19 protein-coding genes and 3 tRNA genes are annotated in these 22,890 nt (G+C 55.1%); 7 read left to right on the plus strand and 15 right to left on the minus strand.

Annotated elements, in window-relative coordinates; all coding sequences use genetic code 11:
* Positions 1-165: 165 nt before the first annotated feature.
* Positions 166-2,124 carry an aminotransferase class I/II-fold pyridoxal phosphate-dependent enzyme gene (locus DKK66_RS19620; protein ID WP_131360733.1) on the minus strand — a complete coding sequence of 653 codons (1,959 nt, stop codon included), beginning with the start codon at positions 2,122-2,124 and terminating at the stop codon, positions 166-168.
* A gap of 262 nt (positions 2,125-2,386) precedes the next feature.
* On the opposite strand from DKK66_RS19620, the gene dinG reads away from it, so the two are divergent.
* The 6 genes from dinG (at position 2,387) to rnk (ending at position 8,664) form a co-directional block, all read left to right on the plus strand.
* Complete coding sequence (gene dinG / locus DKK66_RS19625) at positions 2,387-4,513, plus strand: ATP-dependent DNA helicase DinG (RefSeq protein ID WP_131361110.1); 2,127 nt, start codon at positions 2,387-2,389, stop codon at positions 4,511-4,513.
* A gap of 128 nt (positions 4,514-4,641) precedes the next feature.
* A complete protein-coding gene (locus DKK66_RS19630; RefSeq protein ID WP_045848607.1) occupies positions 4,642-4,956 on the plus strand; it encodes a DUF3579 domain-containing protein in 315 nt (104 codons plus the stop codon).
* A gap of 167 nt (positions 4,957-5,123) precedes the next feature.
* Positions 5,124-6,257 (plus strand): porin, encoded by a 1,134-nt coding sequence (locus DKK66_RS19635; RefSeq protein ID WP_242673528.1) that lies wholly within the window; start codon positions 5,124-5,126, stop codon positions 6,255-6,257.
* 107 nt (positions 6,258-6,364) lie between these two features.
* On the plus strand, positions 6,365-7,162 hold the full coding sequence (gene map / locus DKK66_RS19640; RefSeq protein WP_045848606.1) for a type I methionyl aminopeptidase: 798 nt from the start codon (positions 6,365-6,367) through the stop codon (positions 7,160-7,162).
* A gap of 126 nt (positions 7,163-7,288) precedes the next feature.
* Positions 7,289-8,143: a flagellin gene (locus DKK66_RS19645; RefSeq protein ID WP_131360735.1), complete on the plus strand. Its 855-nt coding sequence runs from the start codon at positions 7,289-7,291 to the stop codon at positions 8,141-8,143.
* A gap of 110 nt (positions 8,144-8,253) precedes the next feature.
* Positions 8,254-8,664, plus strand: coding sequence for a nucleoside diphosphate kinase regulator (gene rnk, locus DKK66_RS19650; protein ID WP_045848604.1), 411 nt, complete (start codon positions 8,254-8,256; stop codon positions 8,662-8,664).
* Between the two features lie 51 nt (positions 8,665-8,715).
* Here rnk and DKK66_RS19655 read toward each other — a convergent pair whose 3' ends face one another.
* The 4 genes from DKK66_RS19655 to DKK66_RS19670 all read right to left on the minus strand — a co-directional run bounded on the left by DKK66_RS19655 (position 8,716) and on the right by DKK66_RS19670 (position 12,337).
* Positions 8,716-9,324, minus strand: a complete 609-nt coding sequence (locus tag DKK66_RS19655) for an alpha/beta hydrolase (RefSeq protein ID WP_131360737.1) — start codon at positions 9,322-9,324, stop codon at positions 8,716-8,718.
* Positions 9,324-9,632, minus strand: coding sequence for a ferredoxin (locus DKK66_RS19660; protein ID WP_131360739.1), 309 nt, complete (start codon positions 9,630-9,632; stop codon positions 9,324-9,326). Before DKK66_RS19660 ends, DKK66_RS19655 begins: the two co-directional genes overlap by 1 nt.
* A 62-nt stretch (positions 9,633-9,694) precedes the next feature.
* Positions 9,695-11,104, minus strand: coding sequence for a replicative DNA helicase (dnaB, locus tag DKK66_RS19665; RefSeq protein WP_045848601.1), 1,410 nt, complete (start codon positions 11,102-11,104; stop codon positions 9,695-9,697).
* A 51-nt stretch (positions 11,105-11,155) separates the two neighbouring features.
* Positions 11,156-12,337 carry an NAD(P)/FAD-dependent oxidoreductase gene (locus DKK66_RS19670; RefSeq protein WP_131360741.1) on the minus strand — a complete coding sequence of 394 codons (1,182 nt, stop codon included), beginning with the start codon at positions 12,335-12,337 and terminating at the stop codon, positions 11,156-11,158.
* 129 nt (positions 12,338-12,466) lie between these two features.
* Between DKK66_RS19670 and sodB the strand changes: the two genes are divergently transcribed.
* Positions 12,467-13,048 (plus strand): superoxide dismutase [Fe], encoded by a 582-nt coding sequence (gene sodB, locus DKK66_RS19675; RefSeq protein WP_045848599.1) that lies wholly within the window; start codon positions 12,467-12,469, stop codon positions 13,046-13,048.
* 100 nt (positions 13,049-13,148) lie between these two features.
* Here sodB and DKK66_RS19680 read toward each other — a convergent pair whose 3' ends face one another.
* The 10 genes from DKK66_RS19680 to DKK66_RS19725 all read right to left on the minus strand — a co-directional run bounded on the left by DKK66_RS19680 (position 13,149) and on the right by DKK66_RS19725 (position 22,535).
* Entirely contained in the window at positions 13,149-14,993 is a 1,845-nt protein-coding gene (locus DKK66_RS19680) for a SurA N-terminal domain-containing protein (RefSeq protein WP_131360744.1), read from the minus strand.
* A gap of 77 nt (positions 14,994-15,070) precedes the next feature.
* A tRNA-Asp gene (locus tag DKK66_RS19685) sits at positions 15,071-15,147 on the minus strand.
* Between the two features lie 6 nt (positions 15,148-15,153).
* A tRNA-Val gene (locus DKK66_RS19690) sits at positions 15,154-15,229 on the minus strand.
* 42 nt (positions 15,230-15,271) lie between these two features.
* Positions 15,272-15,541, minus strand: a complete 270-nt coding sequence (locus tag DKK66_RS19695; RefSeq protein ID WP_043572292.1) for an HU family DNA-binding protein — start codon at positions 15,539-15,541, stop codon at positions 15,272-15,274.
* A 176-nt stretch (positions 15,542-15,717) separates the two neighbouring features.
* Positions 15,718-18,132 carry an endopeptidase La gene (gene lon, locus DKK66_RS19700; protein WP_131361114.1) on the minus strand — a complete coding sequence of 805 codons (2,415 nt, stop codon included), beginning with the start codon at positions 18,130-18,132 and terminating at the stop codon, positions 15,718-15,720.
* A gap of 143 nt (positions 18,133-18,275) precedes the next feature.
* Positions 18,276-19,556, minus strand: a complete 1,281-nt coding sequence (gene clpX, locus DKK66_RS19705) for an ATP-dependent Clp protease ATP-binding subunit ClpX (protein WP_045848596.1) — start codon at positions 19,554-19,556, stop codon at positions 18,276-18,278.
* 16 nt (positions 19,557-19,572) lie between these two features.
* On the minus strand, positions 19,573-20,205 hold the full coding sequence (clpP, locus tag DKK66_RS19710; RefSeq protein WP_131360746.1) for an ATP-dependent Clp endopeptidase proteolytic subunit ClpP: 633 nt from the start codon (positions 20,203-20,205) through the stop codon (positions 19,573-19,575).
* A 24-nt stretch (positions 20,206-20,229) separates the two neighbouring features.
* Positions 20,230-21,537, minus strand: a complete 1,308-nt coding sequence (gene tig, locus DKK66_RS19715; RefSeq protein ID WP_131360748.1) for a trigger factor — start codon at positions 21,535-21,537, stop codon at positions 20,230-20,232.
* Between the two features lie 470 nt (positions 21,538-22,007).
* Positions 22,008-22,083, minus strand: a tRNA-Thr gene (locus DKK66_RS19720).
* 44 nt (positions 22,084-22,127) lie between these two features.
* Positions 22,128-22,535, minus strand: coding sequence for a hypothetical protein (locus DKK66_RS19725; protein WP_131360750.1), 408 nt, complete (start codon positions 22,533-22,535; stop codon positions 22,128-22,130).
* Between the last annotated feature and the right edge of the window lie 355 nt (positions 22,536-22,890).

Genomic DNA, 22,890 nt, shown 5'->3' on the forward strand with positions numbered 1-22,890 from the left:
ATCGCGCATAGAACACGGTGTGTGTCTTCATGCGCAATGGCACATTACTACACGCAGGTCTCAAGTCAGTTAACTGGTGTCGCAAAACCGTATCAATTGGATACTGGATTTATATATTTGCGACAATTGTTATATTTATCGGAAATTGACCATTCTGACAAGGTCTCAGCCAAACAACAATCTGTCAGGCAAATGCGAAAGCTCCCTATCTTTTAGCACTCTGACATACATTTCCCCACCATCTTCAGCGAGTCCGTGCATTTCTATGGTTTTTTGTGTCTTTTGCAGACGTGCCAGATAAGACAGGATACTGTCGTCAATCACCTGCCCCGGCACCAGAACGGGAATGCCAGGCGGGTAAGGGACGATCTGGTCGCAACATACCCGACCATTGAGCGCCGCATTGGGACGGCCATCATCATCCAGCAAGGGCAGGCGCTCGCCGGCTTCGTAAAACGCGTCACGTGGCAGGCAGGCCAGGCGGGAAAAACGCGGAATCTCCGGCATCCGCCCGACAGCACGCGGTGCGCGCTTTTCCTTGGCCAGTCGCAGCAGCGCATCATACAGCCGTGATACCTTGCTGCGCGTGGTGCCCATGGTCAGCAACAGGGTGATGGTGCTGAAGGTGGATTTCTCCACCTGGATGTTGTAACGCTCGAACAGCTCGTGTTGCAGCTCATCGGTGGTAAAGCCGGACTGGCTGATATCCACGGTCAGCTTGGTCGGATCCAGCCGGATGCCGTCCTCGCGCATCTCCTCTGGCAGCAGGTCTTCCAGCTCCAGCACGCGGAAAGCCCCGGTGGAGTTGATCTTGTCGCGCAGCTCCTCCGCCAGCTTGAGTGTACGGTCCAGCAGCCGGTAGCCCTCGGTCACCGCCTGCTTGCGTGCCACGTCCAGGCTGGCAATCAGGTTGTATTGCGGGCTGGTGGAGGTATGCATATTGAAATTCTCCCGGAACAGATGATCGTCAAATCCGGGGTCATTCACGTGAATCATGCTGGCCTGCGAGAAGGCGGACAGAATCTTGTGGGTGCTTTGCGTGACATAGTCGGCACCAGACTCCAGTGCCGTGGGGCGGAAAGCCGGGTGGAAACGGGCAAAACCGTACCAGGCCTCATCCACGATCACCTTGATGCCTTTCTCGTGCGCAGCTTCGATGATGGGCACCAGGTCATAACGCAGGCCATCATAGGTGCAGGAGGTCAGGATCAGCACCCGCGCATCCGGGTTAGCTTGGATGGCAGCAAAGATGGTGGCCTTGGGCACCGGGCCGAAAATGCCGTACTGCTTGTTGATGGAAGAATCCAGATACACCGGCAAGGCACCGGACAGAATCACCCCGTGATGCACGGATTTATGGCAGTTTCGGTCCAGCAGCAGCTTGTCACCGGGTGCCAGCAAGGTCTGGAAGATCACCTTGTTGGAGGTGGAGGTACCGTTGGTAGCGAAATAGGTCTTGCGTGCGCCAAAGGCTTTGGCGGCCAGTTTTTGCGACTCGGCAATCACCCCTGTAGGGTGCAGCAGTGAATCCAGCATCGGCACCGAAACGGACAGGTCGGCGCGCAGCATGTTCTCGCCGACAAAATCATAAAAATCCCCCACCCACGGGCTGCCTTTGAGCGAATCACCACCCGCGTGGCCAGGCGTGTGCCAGGAATCCTTGGCCATGCGCACATATTGCTTGAGCTTGTCGTAAAACGGCGTGGCAGACTTTTCCGCCAGTTCGGCAGTGAGGATACGGAACCAGCCGTTGTAGTCGGTTTCGTCGCGGTAGAAATAGCCATCCACCGCGTGACTGGCCAGATTCTCCACCAGCACGCGCTCGTCATCATCCATCAGCAATACATACAAGGATAATTCCGGGCGAAAATCACTGATCTGGTTGGCCAGCGTCACCGCCGCCTGATTCAGGCCCTTCTCTTGCAACTGCTTGTCCACCAGCACGGCCTGGATATCACCATCACGCCGGATGATGTCCATTGCCTCCTTCAGACGGGAGGCGCCAATAAAGGTGAGGCCATAAGGATTTTCCAGCCGCACGGCCACGGCACCCAGCCCGGCCAGAACGTCGGACTGCCACTTTGCATCATCGCTTACCACCAGAACGCGGCTAACGGGTGTCATCAACTCATTTCTCCTGTGTGCAGAACACTGCGTACTTGTTATTTGTCTGTCCATGCGTACGCAAAACGTCTCAGTCAATTCTTGTCACAAGCCAACCGCTTTCACGCGAAGCTTGTGCCGTTGCTGATCACGCTTGATGAATTTGGCTATCGTATCCACAAGCTGAGTGCGTCGTCATTTTGCAAAGCACCATTTGCGCACAAACGAAAATCCATGACGCTTTAGCCGCTAAATCAGCCTCAGCTTGCGGTACAATCCCGCCATGCTGACCGATGCCGAAAAAGACGCCATTCGCGACCACTACCGCACCATTGCCGACAACCTGCCGGGCTTTCGCCCGCGCGCGGCACAACGGCGCATGCTGGCCGAGATTGCTAACGCCCTGTCCCGCAGCCTGGAAAAGCAAGGCGATGCTTATCCCAACCGCGAGGGTGAAAGCATCGCGGTGATCGAAGGGCCAACCGGTGTTGGCAAAAGCCTGGCCTACCTGCTGGCCGGTGGCGTGATGGCTAGGTCGCGCGGCAAAAAACTGGTCGTCACCAGCGCCACCGTCGCCCTACAAGAGCAGCTGGTCAACCGCGACCTGCCCTTCGTAGTGGAAAACAGCGGCCTGCCGCTCACCTTCGCGCTGGCCAAGGGCCGTGGCCGTTATCTGTGCCCGCAGCGCATCTACGCCCTGACCGCTGAAAATGCCCAAGGCCAGCTGCTGGCCCCGGACCCGATGCTGGCCTTATGGGACCGCAAGCCTCAAGCGGGCGAAATAGAAGCCCTGCGCAGCATGGCCGATGAGTTCTACTACCGGCGCTGGAACGGCGACCGCGACACCTGGAAAGAAGTGATCGAGGACGGCCTGTGGAGCCGGGTCACCAACGACCGTCACGGCTGCCTGAAAGCCGCCTGCCCCAATCGCCCGGAATGCCCGTTCTACTTGGCACGCGACACGCTGGAAACCGTAGACGTCATCGTAGCCAACCACGACCTGATGCTGGCCGATGTCTCCATGGGCGGCGGCGTCATCCTGCCTGCGCCGGAAGACAGCTACTACTGCATTGACGAGGCGCACCATCTGGCCAAAAAGGCCATCAACCAGTTCTCAGCCGAACACTCGCTGGCCCAGGCTATGGGCTGGCTGGACAAGGTAGCCCCCACTGCAGCAAGGGTGGAAACGCTGACTGGCAAGGTGGAAATCACCGCACAAGCCATGGATGCTGCCAGCGCCTGCATGGAAACGCTGAATGAATGGTTATGGCTGCTCAGCGGCGAAGAAGCTCTCAGCGCGAACAGTGAAAATATGGAACCCACCTGGTTGATGGAAGACGGCCAGTTACCGGAGCGTCTGCAACAGCCGGCACGTAATATGGCCATGGCCGCCCGCGCCATCTTCAAGCACCTGGCCGCACTGAATGATGCCCTGACCGAAGCGCGCAAGGAAAAAGGCAGCGATACCACGCAAATTGACAAAGCCGCCGCCGATATCGGTTTTCTCAACGGCCGTGCCGAACAGCTGATGGCCGTGTGGGATCTGTTTGAAAAAGAAACAGAAGAAAGCGCACCGCCCATTGCCAAGTGGATCACCCGTCGCATTGAGGGCAAGGGAGACTACATATTCTCCGCCTCCCCCGTCAGCGCAGCGGCCAGCCTGGCAGCCACCTTGTGGCGTCGAGCCTCCGGAGCCGTACTCACCTCGGCCACCCTGCGCTCGCTTGGTGCCTTTGACCTGCTGCTTGGGCAAACCGGCCTGAAATGGCTGCCACAGGTGACTTGCGTGGCACTGGACTCGCCCTTCAACTTCACCGAGCAGGGTGAACTCTACCTGCCACCCATGCTGACCAGCCCCAAGGACCCGCAAGGCCATACCAGGGAAATCGTCGAATGGCTGCCCAAGCTGATTGATACCGCAGAAGCCGTCGGTACGCTGGTGCTGTTCTCCTCACGCAAGCAGATGCAGGATGTGGCGGCTGCCTTGCCGGAGAACCTGCGCAGCCAGTTGCTGATTCAGGGCGAGATTCCCAAATCCGTGCTGCTGGAAACCCACCATACCCGTCTCAAGAATAGCCAGGCCAGCGTCATCTTCGGGCTGGACTCTTTCTCCGAAGGGCTGGACTTGCCCGGAGAAAGCTGCGTCCACGTCATCATAGCCAAACTGCCATTTGCCATGCCGGACGACCCGGTTGGCAAGACACTGTCACGCTGGATAGAGAAGCGCGGCGGCAACCCCTTTGTCGAACTCACCGTTCCCGAAGCATCCATCAAGCTGATCCAGGCTGTTGGTCGCCTGATCCGCACCGAGCGCGACTATGGACGCGTCACCATTCTGGACAACCGACTGGTGAAACAAAGTTACGGAAAAAAACTGTTGTCCTCGTTACCGCCATTCAAGCGCATCTGATTTTCAGGTAAAATTGCGGGTAAACCCGCTATTGCCTTGCAACAAAGACAGTCCAATACAACAACACTGTCTTTGCTATAGATAAATACAGAGACCACACCTTAAAGAGCACACTCCGGTTAATCACCATGATTTGCAATCCATATGAAGTAGTCATCCAGGGACTCACCTCCGAAGGCCGCACCTTCCGCCCCAGCGACTGGGCAGAACGTCTGGCAGGCATCCTGGCCTCTTTCGGTGGCGATCAGAAACTTTCCTACCACGCCTTCGTCCGCCCCATGCTGCTCGAAGGTGTGCGTTGCGTTGCCGTCGACAAGAAGCTGCAGAAGATCGATCCGCAGGTCTTCCAGTTTCTGATGGATTTCGCCAAGGACAATGATTTGCGTATTGTCGATTGTCGAACACTGATCGACGAGATCTACCCCAACAAGTTTTTGGCGTAAATACAACAAATCCGGTTTGGCGAGGCTTGATCTGCATCATTACTGCAACATCAGCGTCACATTTTGTGGTTAAACTTCGACAGTACTGACGTTCTGGACGGCTCAAACATAGAGTTCCGCCACAGCCAGTACGCATAACGAAACACAAAACCCCTGATGGAGCACTGATGATGCACAAGAAAAGCTTAGCCGCACTGGTTGCAACCCTGTTCGCCGTTCCGTTCGCCGCTCACGCTGACGTAACCATTTATGGTTTCCTGAGCAGCAGCATCGAATCCACCAAAGCCACCGGCGCTACCGCCGGCTCTGCTTCCGATTACAAATCCCGCACCCGCGTCGTGGATGACAACTCCCGCATCGGCTTCAAGGGCACCGAAGACCTGGGCAATGGCACCAAGGCCATCTGGCAGGTTGAAAGCAGCTTGAAGTACTTTGAACAAGGCGGCACCAACGACAAGGGCGAAACTGCCACCTTCGCCACCCGCAACAGCTTCGTAGGCCTGGACAACGGCACTTTCGGTAAAGTACTGCTGGGTCAGAATGACTCCGCTTACAAGGCAATGACCAACATCGGCCTGAACCTGTTCGGCGACACCACCGCTGAAAACAACGGCTCCGGTCAGGTTTACAGCCGTGCAGAAACCCGTCTGAAGAACTCCATCCACTACTTCTCCCCGAACTGGTCCGGCTTCCAGATTGGTGCTTCTTACGGTGTTGATGAAACCCGTACCAATGGTACCAATGCCTCCCGCATCTCCCTGGCAACCAACTACACCAACGGTGGCCTGCAAGTTGCAGCGGGCTGGGATCGTCAGAATGACAAAGGCGATTACAAAGGCGCAACCACCTTCTCCGGCAAAAACACCAACTTCTACAAACTGGCTACCAGCTACAAATTCGCCACGGGTACTTTCGTGGGTGCCGGTTATGAATTCGGTCGTTTTGACTCCACCACCACTGGCACTACTCTGAAGCAAGATGACTGGACCCTGTCTGTTGGCCAGGATATCGGCGCTGCTACCGTGAAACTGGAATACAGCTCGCTGGGTCGCCTGAAGGGTGCTGCGGCAGGTACTGAAGACAACTACAAGGCTCATCAGTGGGCTCTGGGTGTTGACTACAACCTGAGCAAGACCACCAAGGTGTTCAGCTACTACACCAAGATCACCAACAAGAGCGCCCAAAGCGCTAACTTTGCCAACACCTCCATCTACACTTCCGGTGTAGGTACCTCCTCTGCCGCTCTGGCAGCTGGTGTTGACCCGCAAGCCTTCGGTGTTGGCCTGAAGGTAGCGTTCTAAGCTGAACATCGCTTAGCAACAAACTGTAAAACGGGCGTCCTGCGGGATGCCCGTTTTTTCATCATTTGCTAGAATGGAACATTGCCGCACACACCAAGACCACCACAATGAGCGTTGAACTGAAAACAGCCGCCGATATCGAGAAAATGCGTATCGCCGGCAAGCTTGCTTCCGAAGTACTCGACTACATCACGCCTTTCGTCAAACCCGGTGTCACCACCGAGGCCATCGACAAGCTTTGCCATGACTACATGGTCAATGTGCAAGGCTGCATTCCGGCTCCGCTCAACTACGCGCCGGACGGCCACAACCCCTACCCCAAGTCAATCTGCACCTCGATCAACAGCGTGGTGTGCCATGGTATTCCCAATGACAAGCCGCTGAAGAACGGCGACATCATGAACATCGACATTACCGTCATCAAGGATGGTTACCACGGCGACACCAGCCGCATGTTCTATGTTGGCGAAGTCAGCGAGCATGCCCGCCGTCTGTGCAAGATTACTTATGAATGCATGTGGCGCGGTATTGAAAAGGTCAAACCAGGTGCCACACTGGGTGACATCGGCTATGCGATTCAGCAATATGCCGAAGCCAGCGGCTACAGTGTGGTGCAAGAGTTCTGCGGCCACGGCATTGGCAAGCGCTTCCACGAAGAGCCGCAAGTCCTGCACTATGGCCGCCCCGGCACCGGGCTCAAACTGGAAGCCGGCATGATCTTCACCATCGAACCGATGATCAACCAGGGTAAACGTCACCTGCGCATGATGGGCGATGGCTGGACAGTCGCCACCAAGGACCGCAGCTTGTCGGCGCAGTGGGAGCACACCATTCTGGTTACCGAAACCGGCTACGAAGTGCTGACACAGTCTGCCGGCACACCTGCCAAACCTGCTTCTCGCTGAGTTTTATTAGCAATACAACAGTAAACACCCGCTCCAGGCGGGTGTTTTTGTGTAAATACTGGTTAAGCAGCAAGACTGAAACTATAGTTAAGGCCGTGATCTGACTGTACTGTAAGCGAGCATGACATGTTAACCATCGGCAGCAATTCTAGTGTTCTAAGTGCACAGGCCCAGCTGGAGAAATCGCGCAAGAAAACCGAACAGACTCTGGAACAGCTCTCGTCCGGCACACAACTGAACAATGCTGCAGTGAATGCTGCAAATACAGCCCTGTCACAATCCCTTGAGGCGCAGGTTCGCGGCGATAATCAGGCAAGCAGCAATGCACTGGACGGGATTTCCGTGGTGCAAACTGCCGACAGCGCCCTATCGCAATTGCAAAGCAATACCCAGCAGATTCAGGAACTAGCCATCCAGGCCGGCAATGCAGCCCTCAACAGCAGCAATCGCCAGGCCTTGCAACAACAGGTGGATCAGCTCACCCAAAGCAACTCGGCCATTATCCAGAACACCCAGTACAACGGCACGGCACTACTGAGCAGCAATAACAGCCTGCAATTTCAGGTTGGACCCAATGGCGGCAGTGGTAACCAGATCAACGTCAGCACCAGCAATCTGTCAGCCTCGCCTTCCAGTGGAGGCCTCAACAGCTACAATGCCAATCTGGCAGCCACCGGCACCATTGATCTGTCCAGCCCCGCTGGCGCCATTGCAGCACAATCGCAGATGCAAGCAGACCTTGCCACCATTGGCAACTCGCGCACCCAGCTGGGTGCAGCCAGCAATCAATTTGCTGCGGCCATCAGTAATTTGCAAAATGCCTCACTTAATGCCCAGGCAGCCAACAGTCGCATCAGCGACACCGACTTTGCAGCAGCCACAGCGCAATTGGTGCAGCAGCAAATCCTTGGCCAGTCAGCCATCGCCGTGCAGGCACAAGCCAATCTTTCCCAGCGTAGTGCACTCAGCCTGCTTGGCTAGACCAGTGGCAACTTTCCGTCGCCCTGACACTCCAACTCCAATACCTCATTTATCACCATGCGCACAGGCTTGAAAATGCCTGTGCTTTTTATTGCGAGAAGGAGTCAACCATGCCCAGCCAACCATCCATCATTGTTTCCAGTCTTGATTACGAAAGGCTGGCAGCCTGGATGGAGCGCATGCCAGCTCAGGACAAGACAACGTTGGCGGCGCTGGAAGCCGAGCTGGAACGTGCCGAAGTGGTAGAGCCGGAAGACATACCGGCGGGTATCATCACCATGAACAGTACGGCACGGGTACGTATTGAACAAAGCGGCGAAGAAAAACTGCTGACACTGGTCTACCCCAATCAGGCAGACGGCACTGCTGGGCATGTTTCAGTTCTGGCGCCGGTTGGTGCTGCCCTGCTAGGCCTGGCCGAAGGGCAGTCGATTGACTGGCCTACGCTGGCAGGTCAAACCCGTCTCACCGTCCTGGAAGTCACCTACCAGCCTGAAGCAGCCGGCGATCTGCACCGTTAATTAAAAATAGCCAGTCAACAGACTGGCTATTTTCGTGTTGGCAAGACGGGCTTACCAGCAGCGCTGAATCATCTGCCCCAGCTTGATCAGCTTGCCATGGAAGAAGTGTCCCGCACCCGGGAACACCATAACCGGCAAATCCTGTGGACGCGCCCAGTCCAGCACGGCTGACAGCGGAATCACCTCATCCTCTTCACCATGAATCACCAGGGTATCAGCCGGCACCGCTGGAGTCGGAATGGTGTACTTACCCACTGCCACACCCATCAGCAACAACTTGTCAGCCTCAATCACGGCACGGGTTCGCGCCGCCACAAAACCGCCGAACGAGAACCCTGCCAGTGCCAGCGGCAAGTCGCCATGCACCGTACGAGCATGCTCCACCACGGCAATGACATCCTCCACCTCGCCAACCCCATGGTCGTGCTGACCGCGGCTCTCCCCCACCCCGCGCAAGTTCGGGCAGTAACAGGCATAACCCAGCTGAGACAGCGCCTTGGCGGCCGTCTGCACCACCTTGTTGGTATTGGTGCCGCCCTGTAGCGGGTTCGGGTGGCAAATCACGGCAACTCCCTGCGGCTCGCCTTGCGGCAATACCACGATGGTCTCCAGCTCGCCAACCGGGCCGGAAATCACACACTTGTTCAGGGCTTTCAACATCAGATCTTCAACCTTTCAACAACACGACCAGCCACCATGTGCTCATCGATGATTTCGTCGATGTCCTCACGATCGACAAAGGTGTACCAGGTCTCTTGCGGATAAACCACCATCACCGGCCCATCATCACAACGGCCCAGACAGCCCGCCTTATTGATACGGATCTTGCCGTCACCCGCCAGGCCCAGCGCCTTGACACGGTCCTTCATATAGCCCAGCAGCTCACTGGAACCATGCTTATTGCAGCAATCCTCCCCGGCAGCACGCTGGTTGCAGCAGATAAATACATGTTTGTCGAAATAGCTCATGAACTACCTTTCGTGAACAGATACAGACTTGCTGCACCCGGTAACCAGATCATCAGGCGGGGTTAGCCGTCACTATCCGCCCAGCCACTGATACCCAGCGTGGCGGCATTTTCGAATTTGGCGTGCTTGCCGACAAAAGCCAGCCGCACCGCACCGGTGGGACCATTACGGTGCTTACCGATAATGGCCTCGGCCATGCCCTTCACTTCCACGTTTTCCGGGTTGTAGTACTCTTCGCGATACATGAAGATGATGATGTCAGCATCCTGCTCGATGGCACCGGATTCACGCAAGTCAGACATCATCGGGCGCTTGTTGGGACGCTGCTCCACCGCACGCGACAGCTGCGACAGTGCAATCACCGGCACCTGCAACTCTTTGGCCAGACCCTTCAGGCCACGAGAAATTTCGCCCAACTCGGCAGTACGATTATCACCACGACCAGAACCCGACATCAGCTGCAAATAGTCGATCACGATCAAGCCAAGCTTGCCGCCATGCTGACGTGCCAGACGGCGGGCACGGGCACGTAGTTCCAGTGCAGTGAGTGCCGGGGTTTCGTCGATATACATCGGCGCTTCCGACAGCTTGCCGATAGCGTAAGTGAGTTTTTGCCAGTCCTCATCGCCCAGCTTGCCGGTACGCAATACATGCTGATCAAGCCGCCCCACCGAGCCCAGCATACGCATCACCAGCTGCGCGCCCCCCATTTCCATGGAGAACACCGCCACCGGCAAATGCGCCTCCACTGCCACATGCTCGGCAATATTCATCGAAAACGCGGTTTTACCCATGGATGGACGCCCAGCCACAATCACCAGGTCCCCGGGCTGCAGACCGGATGTCTTGGCATCCAGGTCGATAAAGCCGGTAGGAATACCAGTCACTTCGTCCGGATTATCCCGGCTGTAAAGCATGTCAATCCGTTCCACCACTTCCTTCAACAGGCCTGGCATTTCCAGAAAGCCCTGCTTGGACTTGGCGGTGGATTCGGCAATCTGGAACACCTTGCCCTCAGCTTCGTCCAGCAGCTGGGCAGCATCGCGGCCTTGTGGCGTGTATGCCGATTCGGCAATCTCCGCCCCGACCACCGCCAGCTGACGCATGATGGAACGCTCGCGCACGATTTCGGCATAGCGGCGGATATTGGCAGCAGATGGAGTGTTCTGCGCCAGCGTTGCCAGGTAAGACAGACCACCTACATCCGCCAGCTCGGCGTTTTTATCCAGAACCTCGGATACCGTCACCACATCGGCAGGACGGCCCAGCTCAATCAGACGGGCAATGTGCTTGAAAATCAGCTTGTGGTCATGGCGGTAAAAATCCGCCTCGGACACTACATCAGCAATCTTGTCGAAAGCACCATTATCCAGCATCAAACCGCCAAGAACCGATTGTTCGGCCTCGGTCGAATGCGGCGGCGTGCGCAGGGATGCCATGGCACCATCAAAATTTTCGTACTGTTCGGTCATGGAGACTCAATGAAATGTGCAACAGGCAAGAACCGGGATCAGGTGGCAATTCTAGCAGTTTTTGCCGGCCACATAGCCGGATGACCACGCCCACTGGAAGTTGTACCCACCCAGCCAGCCGGTAACATCAACAACTTCGCCGATAAAAAACAGACCTGGCACATCCTTGGCTTCCATGGTTTTGGAAGACAAGGCCTTGGTGGAAACCCCACCACGCGTCACCTCAGCCTTCTTGTAGCCCTGGGTACCATTGGGCTTGATGCGCCAATGCTGAATCTGCTCCGCCAGTTGCAGCCGCTTTTTGGGCGACAAATCCTTCAGCCTGACATTGAAGCCCAACCGGCTCAACCACGCCTCGGCAAAACGCTTGGGCCAGCCCAACTCAGCCAGCGCATTACTCAACAGCTGTTCACTGCCTTGCCGCTCCTCCAGAAACGCCGCTACGTCACAATCAGGCAGCAGATTGATCACCACATCCATTCCCGGTTCCCAGTAAGAGGAAATCTGCAGGATGGCCGGGCCGGACAAGCCTTTGTGAGTAAACAGGATCTGCTCACGGAAACGCCCCTTGCCTGCACGCACTTCCACATCCAGTGACACCCCGGCCAGCGGCGCAAAGGCCTCGGCATCCTCGACATGAAACGTCAGCGGCACCAAGGCCGGACTCAGCCCTGTCACCGGCAGCCCGAACTGCTCGGCAATACGGTAGCCCAGCGGTGTTGCGCCGATTTGCGGGATGGACAAGCCACCGGTGGCCACCACAAGCGCATGCGCACTGAAGAGACCTGAGGTAGTTTCAAGCACAAACAAACCTGTTTCATCTTTGCTAACAGTACTGATGCTAACGCCCATCTGACGGAACACCCCGCCTTTTTGACACTCGGCGTCGAGCATATCGATGACCTGCTGACTGGAATCATCACAAAACAACTGCCCCAGTTTCTTTTCGTGATAAGCAATGCCATGCCGTTCAATCATGGCAATAAATTCCTGCGGACCAAACTGTGCCAGTGCCGAGCGACAAAAATGCGGGTTTTCAGATAAATAGCGCTCTGGCTTCGCATCGTAGTTGGTGAAATTACAGCGACCACCACCGGAAATACGAATTTTCTCTGCCAGCTTTTCGGCATGATCCAGCAGCAACACCTTGCGTCCACGCTGACCCGCAATAGCGGCACACATCATGCCAGCAGCCCCGGCACCCAGAACCACGACGTCGAATGACTTATTCATTTTCTTACTTTACTTATTTAGTCAACTATTGGCGATCAAGTGTTGAATCCAGTACACTTGCTGTTACAGTTATCCGCTAGATTCGGCTTTCGCAATTTCGCAAGCCCAATTCTCAACAAGGAGAGCATGATGGAACACAAACTGCCGGAACTGCCTTACGCACTGGATGCGCTGGCCCCCCACATCTCCAAGGAAACCCTGGAATTCCACTACGGCAAGCATCACCAAACCTACATCACCAACCTGAACAACCTGATCAAGGGCACCGAGTTTGAAAATGCCTCGCTGGAAGAAATCGTCAAGAAATCTTCCGGTGGCATCTTCAATAATGCCGCTCAGGTATGGAACCACACTTTCTACTGGTTTGGCCTGGCACCGAATGCTGGCGGCGAACCGACTGGCGCGCTGGCTGATGCCATCAACGCCAAGTGGGGCTCCTTCGAAGAGTTCAAGAAAGCCTTTACCCAGACTGCCGTTGGCACCTTCGGCTCCGGCTGGGCCTGGCTGGTGAAGAATAGCGATGGCTCGCTGGACCTGGTTTCCACCAGCAATGCCGCCACTCCGCTGACCACCGACAAGACCCCGATCCTGACCTGTGACGTGTGGGAGCATGCCTACTACATCGACTACCGCAATAGCCGTCCGAACTATCTGGACAGCTTCTGGAAGCTGGTAAACTGGGACTTCGCTGCCAAGAATTTTGCGGCTTAAGCATCCCGGATAAAACAAAGGGCCTTACGGCCCTTTTTTTATTGCGCAACGCAATCCAAGCAAGGGACAGGACCGGATTCCGGCCCTGCCCATCAGAATATTACTGTTCGCTTTGATCGTTCAGCTGTTGCTTGCCCATCTTGATGGGGTACTTTTGGCGCAGTGTTTCCAGGTAGCTACCCAATTGACTGCGCGCAGCCATCTGCATCATTGCCCCAGCCAGTTGAGTACGCTCTGCGTCATTGACAGCAGCACCCGCAGCAACATTGGCAATCTGGTAAATCGCATAGTCGCCATTATCATGCTTGCTACCGGCAAAGGCCGGCAAGGTGGAGGTTGCAGCAGAGAATACCGCACGCACATCACCCGCAATCATGTTGCCAGGGTTACGACGCGAAACCGTTTGCAGTTCACCCCATTTCTGACCATCAACACCCTTGCCGGCCTTAAGCTGCGCCAACAGAGCCTGGCCCTGTTTTTCTGCAAGCTTGGCGCCTTCAGTGGCAATCAGCTCATTCTTGATGACATCACGCACTTCATCCAGCTTTTGCTGACGCTCAGGCTGATGGTCAGCCACACGTACCACCACCAGATTACCGCCGCCAATATCCACCGGCTCGCTATTGTGCTTTTTCTTCAACACATCATCACTGAAGGCCGCATCCAGCACCTTGGCGTTGGACAATACCGGATCGGCAGATTTCTTGTCACGAGACACCCAGTCAGAGTGTTGAATCTGCAACTTCAGGGCATCTTGCACACCCTTGAGGGAGTCTGCTTGCTGATAGGCAACTTCTGCCAGCTTGTCGGCCATGCTGCGCAATTGTCCCGCGGCCTTCTGCTGTTTCAGCTTGGCCTCCACTGCTGCCTTGACTGCAGCGAAGTCAGGTTGCTTTATCTCGTCAAGCTTGATGATGTGGTAACCATACTCGGTTTCCACCACCTCACTGATCTTGCCAGCTTGCATGCGGAACACCACATCATCAAACGGCTTGACCATGGCTCCACGTGCAAAGAAGCCAAGATCGCCACCATTGGCGGCTGAGCCTGGGTCTTGCGATTTGGCCTTGGCCAGTTCCGCAAACTTAGCAGGGTCGGCGCGCAACTGTTTGAGCAAGGCTTCAGCTTCAGCCTTGATCTTTGCCTTCTCTGCCGGTTTGGCATCCTTGGGTACAGTCAGCAGGATATGGGAAGCACGACGCTCTTCACCTGCCAGTTCCGCCTTGTGCTGCTCATAGTATTGCTTCACTTCGGCATCCGTCACGCTCAAGGTAGCAGCAACAGACTGTGGAGACAGCAACACGTAATCAAGCTTGACGGACTCCGACGTACGGAAGCGCTTGGCATTGGCATCATAGAAAGCCTTCAGCGCCGCGTCATCGGTCTTGACCTGGGAAGCAAAGTCAGCCGGTTTCAACAAGAGCAGGCGAACCTGGCGCTCCTGCGCCATCAAACCGCCCATGCGCTCCACTACGCTGCGCGATACAAATCCAGTGCCAGCGAAATTGTTGATCTGATTTTGCAGCATGATGTCACGGCTGATTTTGGCTTCAAAAGCCTCGGGTGACATATTGCGTGCAGCAAGGAATTCTTTATAGCGCGTGGCACTGAACTGGCCGTTTTCCTGCAGCTCGGCAATGCCGGCAATCACTTTGCGCAATTGCTCCGGGCTGACGGTTGCTCCACCGTCCTGCGCCGCAGCGAGCAGCAAGTCCTGACGAATCAAGTCCTCCAGTGCCTGCTGACGGGTTGCCGCATCGGAAGGCTGGCCTTCAAGCAAGCGGTCGAGATCCCGTTTGTAAATCTTGGCAGAGCCTACCTTGACCAGGTACGGGTCTTCCACGGCAGAGGTATAACTACCCACACCAAAGCCAACAAAGGTCAGCGCAACCGCGCCCAGAATGACTTGAATGGCAATTTTATTATTCTGAACAAAATCGAACATGGCGATATCGGCGCAAGCCACCCCATTGGTAAAAAAAAAGGTGAACGACTGAATACGTTCACCTTTTCTGTAGATTCTGGCGGAGTGGACGGGACTCGAACCCGCGACCCCCGGCGTGACAGGCCGGTATTCTAACCAACTGAACTACCACTCCAAACTTTGGTGGGCGTTGACGGAGTCGAACCGCCGACATTCTGCTTGTAAGGCAGACGCTCTACCAACTGAGCTAAACGCCCGCTATAAAACCTTGCCGCTATCGCTAACGACAAGGTTAAAGATTATAGCGCGTCTTTCAGTGCTTTGCCAGCACGGAACTTCGGAGAACGTGCAGCCGGGATCTTGATGGTTTCGCCAGTTTTCGGGTTGCGACCGCTGCGTTCAGCACGCTCGCCAACATAGAAAGTACCAAAACCTACCAAAGTCACGGTGTCGCCCTTTTTCAGAGCGTCGGTAACAGCGGCAACCATACCATCCAGTGCCTTGGCAGCTGCAGCTTTGGAAATATCAGCTTCAGCGGCGATTGCATCAATCAGTTCAGACTTGTTCACGTAAGTCCCCTTTCGTCGTTCTTCGGTCTACGTAATTCGGATAAAAACCGCTTGCTTTATAGCAAGGTCAAAATCCTTGTGTCAAGCGGCTTCCAGAGGAATATTGCCTTATGGCAAGGTCATCCGGAAAGCACAAGCGGCCCGGTAATTTCACTACGGCTGCAACATACTGATTTTTAATGCGTCATTACGGATACACCGGACGCACCTTCCGGCGCGGGGTGCAACTCGTCCGGCTTCGCGTCATCAGGCAAGGGTTCGGGCTGGCGTTCCAATGCCAGGGCCAATACCTCGTCGATCCACTTAACGGGATGAATCTCCAGCTTCTGCTTGATGTTGGCAGGAATATCCACCAGATCCTTGGCGTTGCCATGCGGAATCAGCACATGCTTGATTCCACCACGATGCGCAGCCAGCAGTTTTTCTTTCAAACCACCAATGGGCAGCACTTCGCCACGCAAGGTGATTTCGCCCGTCATCGCCACGTCAGAGCGTACCGGAATTCCCGCAAGAACGGAAACAATTGCAGTCGTCATGGCAATGCCGGCACTCGGTCCGTCCTTGGGTGTTGCACCTTCCGGCACATGAATGTGCATGTCATGCTTTTCATGGAAATCCGGTTTGATTCCCAAGGCACGCGAACGACTGCGCACCACACTCATTGCCGCGGTGATGGACTCCTGCATCACCTCACCCAATTGGCCGGTACGGACAATATTACCCTTGCCAGGCAGTGATACTGCTTCGATGGTGAGCAACTCGCCACCCACCTCGGTCCAGGCAAGGCCCGTCACCTGACCAATACGGTTTTCCTGCTCAGCCACGCCATAATCAAAGCGATGAACGCCCAGATATTTGTCGAGGTTCTTCGCATTTACCGTCACCTTGGCTGCCTTGTTCTTGCCCAGCAGCGTGCTGGTGACCACCTTGCGGCAGATCTTGGCGATTTCCCGGTCCAGACTACGGACACCCGCCTCGCGGGTGTAGTAGCGAACGATGTCGCGCAAGGCACTTTCCTGCAGCACCAGCTCGCCATCCTGCACGCCGTTGGCCTTCATCTGCTTGGGCACCAGGTACTTCAGCGCGATATTGACCTTTTCGTCTTCGGTGTAGCCGGCCAATCGAATGATCTCCATGCGATCCAGCAAGGCATGGGGAATATTCAGCGAATTGGCAGTGGCTACAAACATCACGTCAGACAGGTCGTACTCAACCTCGGCGTAATGGTCAACGAAAGAGTGATTTTGCTCCGGATCCAGTACTTCCAGCAAGGCAGATGATGGGTCGCCACGGAAATCAGCCCCCATCTTGTCCACCTCATCCAACAGGAACAACGGGTTCTTCACCCCGACTTTGCTCATATTCTGCAGTACCTTGCCCGGCATGGAGCCGATATAGGTACGACGATGACCACGAATCTCGGACTCGTCGCGCACGCCACCCAGTGCCATGCGGACAAACTTGCGGTTGGTCGCACGGGCGATGGACTGACCCAGAGAGGTCTTACCCACCCCTGGCGGTCCTACCAGGCACAAAATAGGCGCTTTGAGCTTGTCGACTCGCTGCTGCACTGCCAGGTACTCCAGAATGCGCTCCTTGACCTTTTCCAGGCCAAAGTGATCCTCATCCAGTACCGCCTCGGCATTGGCCACATCCTTGTTGATCTTGGTCTTTTTCTTCCAGGGCAACTCAAGCAGGGTGTCAATGTAATTGCGCACAACCGTCGCTTCCGCTGACATCGGCGACATCATCTTGAGCTTTTTAAGCTCGGCACTGACCTTGTCCTTGGCTTCTTTTGGCATGCCAGCCAGGCGAATCTTCTTTTCCAGCTCGTCGATGTCGCTGACTTCATCCATATCACCCAGTTCTTTCTGGATGGCCTTGACCTGCTCGTTCAGGTAGTACTCGCGCTGACTCTTTTCCATCTGGCGCTTGACGCGACCACGGATGCGCTTTTCCACCTGCAGGATGTCAATTTCGCCTTCGAGCTGGGACAGCAGATGCTCAAGCCGGGCGCGGACATCAAACATCTCCAGCACTTCCTGCTTTTGCTCAAGCTTGAGCGGCAGATGGGCGACGATGGTATCTGCCATGCGGCCGGCACGCTCGATCCCCGCCAGGGATGTCATGACTTCCGGCGGAATCTTCTTGTTGAGTTTGACGTACTGTTCAAACTGGGCCAGCAAGGCACGGCGCATGGCTTCGGACTCGGTAGAGTCCTCGCCGTCCGCTGCCAGCGGCGTGATGGTGCCGACAAAGCAGCCACCATCTTCTTCAACCTGGGAAATTTGCGCGCGCTGACGGCCCTCGACCAGCACTTTAACCGTGCCATCCGGGAGCTTGAGCATTTGCAGCACCGAGGCAATTGTGCCGACGCTGTAAAGGTCATCCGCTTCCGGTTCGTCCTTGGAGGCAGAGCGCTGGGCTACCAGCAGCACCTGCTTGCCTTCGTCCATGGCGCTTTCCAGCGCCCTGATTGACTTGGCCCTGCCGACAAACAGCGGGATGACCATATGAGGAAAAACAACCACATCCCGCAACGGGAGCAGGGGCAATGTGGTTTCTTCGCGGAGTTCTGCGGGTTGGGGCATATCACCTAACCTTGCGTACGTGAAACATTGCATGAAAGATGGGGCGGTCATGCTGAAAATCAACACCCCATACTAAATCAGTTTGGCGACATTACAAAAGAAAACCGCCCATTAAGGGCGGCTTTATCTGCGACTGCACAGCCTCAGGCAGACTGAGCCTGCTCATCCTTGTCACGATAGATAAACAAAGGCTTTTCACCTTTTTCGATAACCTTTTCATCTACCACGACTTTTTCCACGTTTTCCATGGAAGGCAGCTCATACATCGTGTCCAGCAATACACGTTCAATGATGGAACGCAAACCACGCGCACCCGTCTTGCGAATCAGCGCCTGCTTGGCAATGACACGCAATGCAGACGGACGCACTTCCAGCTCGACGTTTTCCATGCGGAACAAGCGCTGATACTGCTTGATCAGTGCATTCTTGGGCTGCGTCAGAATGGTGACCATGGCCTCTTCGTCCAGCTCTTCCAGCGTAGCAACCACCGGCAGACGGCCAATCAGCTCGGGAATCAGACCAAAACGGATGAGATCTTCCGGCTCTGCCTCCTTGAACAAGGCAGAAGTGGACTTGCTGTCATCCTTGGAGCTGACTTCCGCACCAAAACCGATCCCACCCTTTTCCGAGCGGCGACGGATGATCTTTTCCAGACCATCAAATGCACCACCGCAGATGAACAGGATATTGGTGGTATCCACCTGAATGAATTCCTGGTTCGGATGCTTGCGCCCACCTTGCGGCGGAATAGAAGCAACCGTCCCTTCGATCAGCTTCAGCAAGGCTTGCTGCACACCCTCACCCGAAACATCGCGGGTAATGGACGGGTTTTCCGATTTGCGCGAAATCTTGTCGATTTCATCGATGTAAACAATGCCGCGCTGGGCCTTTTCCACATCGTAATCGCACTTTTGCAGCAGTTTCTGGATGATGTGTTCGACATCCTCACCCACATAGCCGGCCTCGGTCAGCGTGGTGGCATCTGCAATGACGAACGGCACATCCAGCAAACGTGCCAGCGACTGCGCCAGCAAAGTCTTGCCTGAGCCGGTAGGCCCTACCAGCAGGATGTTGCTCTTGGCCAGCTCGACTTCATCCTTGTCGCTTGCCGGGGTGTACAGACGCTTGTAATGGTTGTACACGGCAACAGAAAGCGTTTTCTTGGCGAAATCCTGACCAATAATGTACTGATCCAGATCGGCGCGGATTTCCTGTGGCGTGGGCAAAGCCGTTGAGGCAGTTCCTGCCTCACCAATCTCACCCACTACCTTTTCCAGCTCCTCGCGAATGATGTCATTGCAAAGCTCGACACACTCATTGCAGATAAACACCTGAGGACCGGCGATCAGACGCTGGACTTCATGCTGGCTCTTGCCGCAGAAAGAGCAATACAGAAGTTTTTCGTTGCTGCTTTTATCAGCCATTAGCTAGTTCCACTGCTTACGCCGTGACATCCTTGCGGGAGGTCAGCACTTTATCAATCAGGCCATATTCACGAGCTTCGTCGGCGGACATGAAATTGTCACGCTCGGTGTCGGCCTGCAAACGCTCAATGGTCTGGCCGGAATGCTTGGCCAGCAACTCATTCATCTTGGCCTTCACCTTCACCAGCTCACGGGCATGGATTTCAATATCGGTCACCTGGCCGCTCAGACCACCGCCATACAGCAAGGGCTGGTGGATCATCACACGGCTGTTGGTCAGCGCAAAGCGCTTGCCTTGCGTCCCTGCCGAAAGCAGGAAGGCACCCATACTGGCAGCCTGGCCAATGCACAGGGTGGAGATGTCCGGCTTGATGAAATTCATCGTGTCGTAAATGGACATGCCGGCGGTAATCGAACCACCCGGTGAATTGATATAGAAGTAGATGTCCTTGTCCGGATTTTCCGACTCAAGGAACAACATCTGCGCTACAACAAGGTTGGCCGATTCGTCAGTGACGGGCCCCACCAGGAACACGATACGTTCCTTGAGCAGGCGCGAGTAGATGTCGTAGGCACGCTCGCCACGACCACTCTGCTCCACCACCATGGGCACCAGGCCCAGCCCTTGCGGTTCAATCATCGATTTCATCGACCAACTCCGTTTGTATCGTTATCAGGCGTTGTTACCCATCAGGGCATCAAAGGACAGCTCTTCCACTTCAACCTTGGCCTTGGACAGGACAAATTCCACAACATTGTCTTCCAGCACCATGGAGGTCGGGCCTTCCAGACGATCTGCGCTGGCGTAATACCAGGTCAGCACTTCTTCCGGATGCTCGTAGCTGTCAGCAAACTCTTCGATCATGGCCTTGACTTGTTCCGGCTTGGCTTCCAGCTTGTTCGCTTCCACCACTTCAGCCAGGATCAGACCCAGTGCCACGCGGCGCTCTGCTTGCTGGGCAAACAGTTCCGGCGGGAAAGGCATGTCTTTTACGTTCATGCCGCGTTGCTGCATGTCGCGTTGCGCCTGTTCAATCAGACGACCGATTTCCAGTTGAACCAGAGCCTTCGGCAAAGTGATTTCGGTCGCATCCAGCAGGGCCTGCATCACGGCTTCCTTGGTGCGGGCTTGCAGGCGACGCTTCACTTCGCGCTCAACATTCTTGCGAATTTCAGCGCGCATCTTTTCTACGTCGCCATCAGCGATGCCCAGCAGCTTGGCGAACTCTTCATTCACTTCCGGCAGGGTTGCTTCAGCAACGTTCTTCACGGTGATTTCAAATACAGCAGTCTTGCCTGCTACATCCTTGCCATGATAGTCAGCCGGGAAGGACACTTCCACATTCTTGACTTCACCCTCCTTCAGGCCGGTCACACCAGCCTCGAAGTCAGCCAGCATCTGACCCTGACCAATTACAAAGGGGAAGTTTTCGGAAGAACCACCTTCAAACAGCACGCCATCGATGCTGCCCTTGAAGTCGATGATCACGCGATCACCTTCAGCAGCGGCACGCTCAACGCGGTTGTAGCGGGTACGTTGCTTGCGCAGGATGTCGATGGTCTTTTCGATTTCAACATCGGTAACCGGGGTGGAAGGCTTCTTGATTTCCTTGTCAGCCAGCTCGCCAACCTTCACTTCCGGATACACTTCAAAAGTAGCGGCAAACTTGAAGTTTTCAGCGTCACCTTCAGCGGCAACCGGCTCGAAGCGCGGATAGCCCGCAACACGCAATTTCTGCTCGCTGACAGCACTGTAAAAACCTTGCTGAACCTGCTCGCCCAACACCTCTTCACGCACCTGGGCACCGTAGTTGGCTTCAACAATCTTCAGCGGAGCCTTGCCCGGGCGGAAACCTTGAATCTTGGCAGTGCGAGCCACGCGCTTCAGGCGCTCGGTCACTTGGGCATCAATGGCAGCCATCGGCAGAGCGATGTTCATGCGACGCTCAAGATTGCTCAACGTTTCCAGTTGTACTTGCATGTTCAATCCTTAAACTAGTCAGCTGAATACGAGTTCGGCTCTTGCACGAACAATTCGTATCTTGGAAAACAGGTGAAACCCTCCAGGGCTTCGGCTCTATATGGGGCCTCAAGCCCCAGCTACAAGTGCAGTTCATCCACCGCCAGCACAACAGCCTTGGCAGGACAGCACTACATTGCGAAGACGCGCAGTATAGCATGTGCCCTGTTTTGTATGCAGCCGAATCACCGCTACCGGCAAGCATACTAGGCATACCAGGAGGAAAAGGGAAAAATCGGCGAGCACCTGACCAAGACTCAGTTCACAGGAACTTGCCATCACGTGACATGCGGGCAAATTCATCCTGTCGTATTGCATGGACTGCAGCCGCAGATGACGCACATCCGCAGCGGCAATCTCGCACTTGAAATGCAATTCATAGAACAACAAACGCAAAACGGGCCTTGTATCTCTACAAGGCCCGCAGTATTTGGTGCCGGCGGCAGGAATCGAACTCGCGACCCCCTGATTACAAGTCAGGTGCTCTACCAACTGAGCTACACCGGCGAAGGGCTGAAATATAGCGTTCCGCCTTCTAATTGGCAAGAGGCTCAGTGCATTTTTTTACTCTTCTTTTTTGTGCTCTTTTTTATATTATTGTTTTTACTTGGTTTATGCGATTTGTATTTCTTGGCATGTGATGAATGGGCTGGAGTGTGCTTAGCCAAAACTTTGGCCTTATGCACTTTGACGGCCCCGCCGCCCCTGTGCAGCTTCACGGCCTTTCGCTTGGCATGAGCATGGCCATTTCGTTTGACGTGTTTTGCCGACCGACGCTCTGCACCTGCGCGCTTTGCCACACCTCCCGCACGCTCATGACGAGTCGATGACTTTATCGTCTTGACTGGTGCATTTTGCACATCACCCGGCAAAGGAATATCTTCCGTTTCAGCATGCGCAACACCAGACAGCAACAACGCACCCAACAGCAGGGCACGCCCAATAATGGAATGATTCATAATCAAGTGAGAGCCCTTATGGTTTACCTAATATCTCAGTCAGGTGTAAGGAAAGGGGAACAAACGAGCGATCATAGCACGGCTTGCTGATACACACGCAGCCATGCCTTCCAAGGAAGATCTCGTCCATCAAGAGTCCAAGCCGGGAAAACATCCAACGGCCCCATCCAGCGAGACCTGTGCACGATGGGAACCATGACAGATGAATCAAGCCCCTTCAATTGATGAAGATGTACAAATGCATCCAATGGGAAAGTCGCAACTTGAATTTGAAGCAGATGGAAATATATAGAAAAAACAGAAAACAATATAAAACTGTTCATCTATCTGGTGGTGCGAGCGGAGAGACTCGAAC

It is taken from the genome of Aquitalea sp. USM4 (assembly GCF_004328945.1).
GTDB lineage: Bacteria > Pseudomonadota > Gammaproteobacteria > Burkholderiales > Chromobacteriaceae > Aquitalea > Aquitalea pelogenes.

What these genes read in the sequence shown, in the direction of transcription:
- sodB (WP_045848599.1), top strand. Translation starts at nt 12,467, where the DNA reads ATGGAACACAAACTGCCGGAACTGCCTTACGCACTGGATGCGCTGGCC.
- map (WP_045848606.1), top strand. Translation starts at nt 6,365, where the DNA reads ATGAGCGTTGAACTGAAAACAGCCGCCGATATCGAGAAAATGCGTATC.
- DKK66_RS19620 (WP_131360733.1), bottom strand. Translation starts at nt 2,124, where the DNA reads ATGACACCCGTTAGCCGCGTTCTGGTGGTAAGCGATGATGCAAAGTGG.
- clpX (WP_045848596.1), bottom strand. Translation starts at nt 19,556, where the DNA reads ATGGCTGATAAAAGCAGCAACGAAAAACTTCTGTATTGCTCTTTCTGC.
- DKK66_RS19645 (WP_131360735.1), top strand. Translation starts at nt 7,289, where the DNA reads ATGTTAACCATCGGCAGCAATTCTAGTGTTCTAAGTGCACAGGCCCAG.
- DKK66_RS19725 (WP_131360750.1), bottom strand. Translation starts at nt 22,535, where the DNA reads ATGAATCATTCCATTATTGGGCGTGCCCTGCTGTTGGGTGCGTTGTTG.
- dinG (WP_131361110.1), top strand. Translation starts at nt 2,387, where the DNA reads ATGCTGACCGATGCCGAAAAAGACGCCATTCGCGACCACTACCGCACC.
- DKK66_RS19655 (WP_131360737.1), bottom strand. Translation starts at nt 9,324, where the DNA reads ATGTTGAAAGCCCTGAACAAGTGTGTGATTTCCGGCCCGGTTGGCGAG.
- DKK66_RS19630 (WP_045848607.1), top strand. Translation starts at nt 4,642, where the DNA reads ATGATTTGCAATCCATATGAAGTAGTCATCCAGGGACTCACCTCCGAA.
- DKK66_RS19635 (WP_242673528.1), top strand. Translation starts at nt 5,124, where the DNA reads ATGATGCACAAGAAAAGCTTAGCCGCACTGGTTGCAACCCTGTTCGCC.
- DKK66_RS19680 (WP_131360744.1), bottom strand. Translation starts at nt 14,993, where the DNA reads ATGTTCGATTTTGTTCAGAATAATAAAATTGCCATTCAAGTCATTCTG.
- lon (WP_131361114.1), bottom strand. Translation starts at nt 18,132, where the DNA reads ATGCCCCAACCCGCAGAACTCCGCGAAGAAACCACATTGCCCCTGCTC.
- DKK66_RS19660 (WP_131360739.1), bottom strand. Translation starts at nt 9,632, where the DNA reads ATGAGCTATTTCGACAAACATGTATTTATCTGCTGCAACCAGCGTGCT.
- DKK66_RS19670 (WP_131360741.1), bottom strand. Translation starts at nt 12,337, where the DNA reads ATGAATAAGTCATTCGACGTCGTGGTTCTGGGTGCCGGGGCTGCTGGC.
- tig (WP_131360748.1), bottom strand. Translation starts at nt 21,537, where the DNA reads ATGCAAGTACAACTGGAAACGTTGAGCAATCTTGAGCGTCGCATGAAC.
- dnaB (WP_045848601.1), bottom strand. Translation starts at nt 11,104, where the DNA reads ATGACCGAACAGTACGAAAATTTTGATGGTGCCATGGCATCCCTGCGC.
- clpP (WP_131360746.1), bottom strand. Translation starts at nt 20,205, where the DNA reads ATGAAATCGATGATTGAACCGCAAGGGCTGGGCCTGGTGCCCATGGTG.
- rnk (WP_045848604.1), top strand. Translation starts at nt 8,254, where the DNA reads ATGCCCAGCCAACCATCCATCATTGTTTCCAGTCTTGATTACGAAAGG.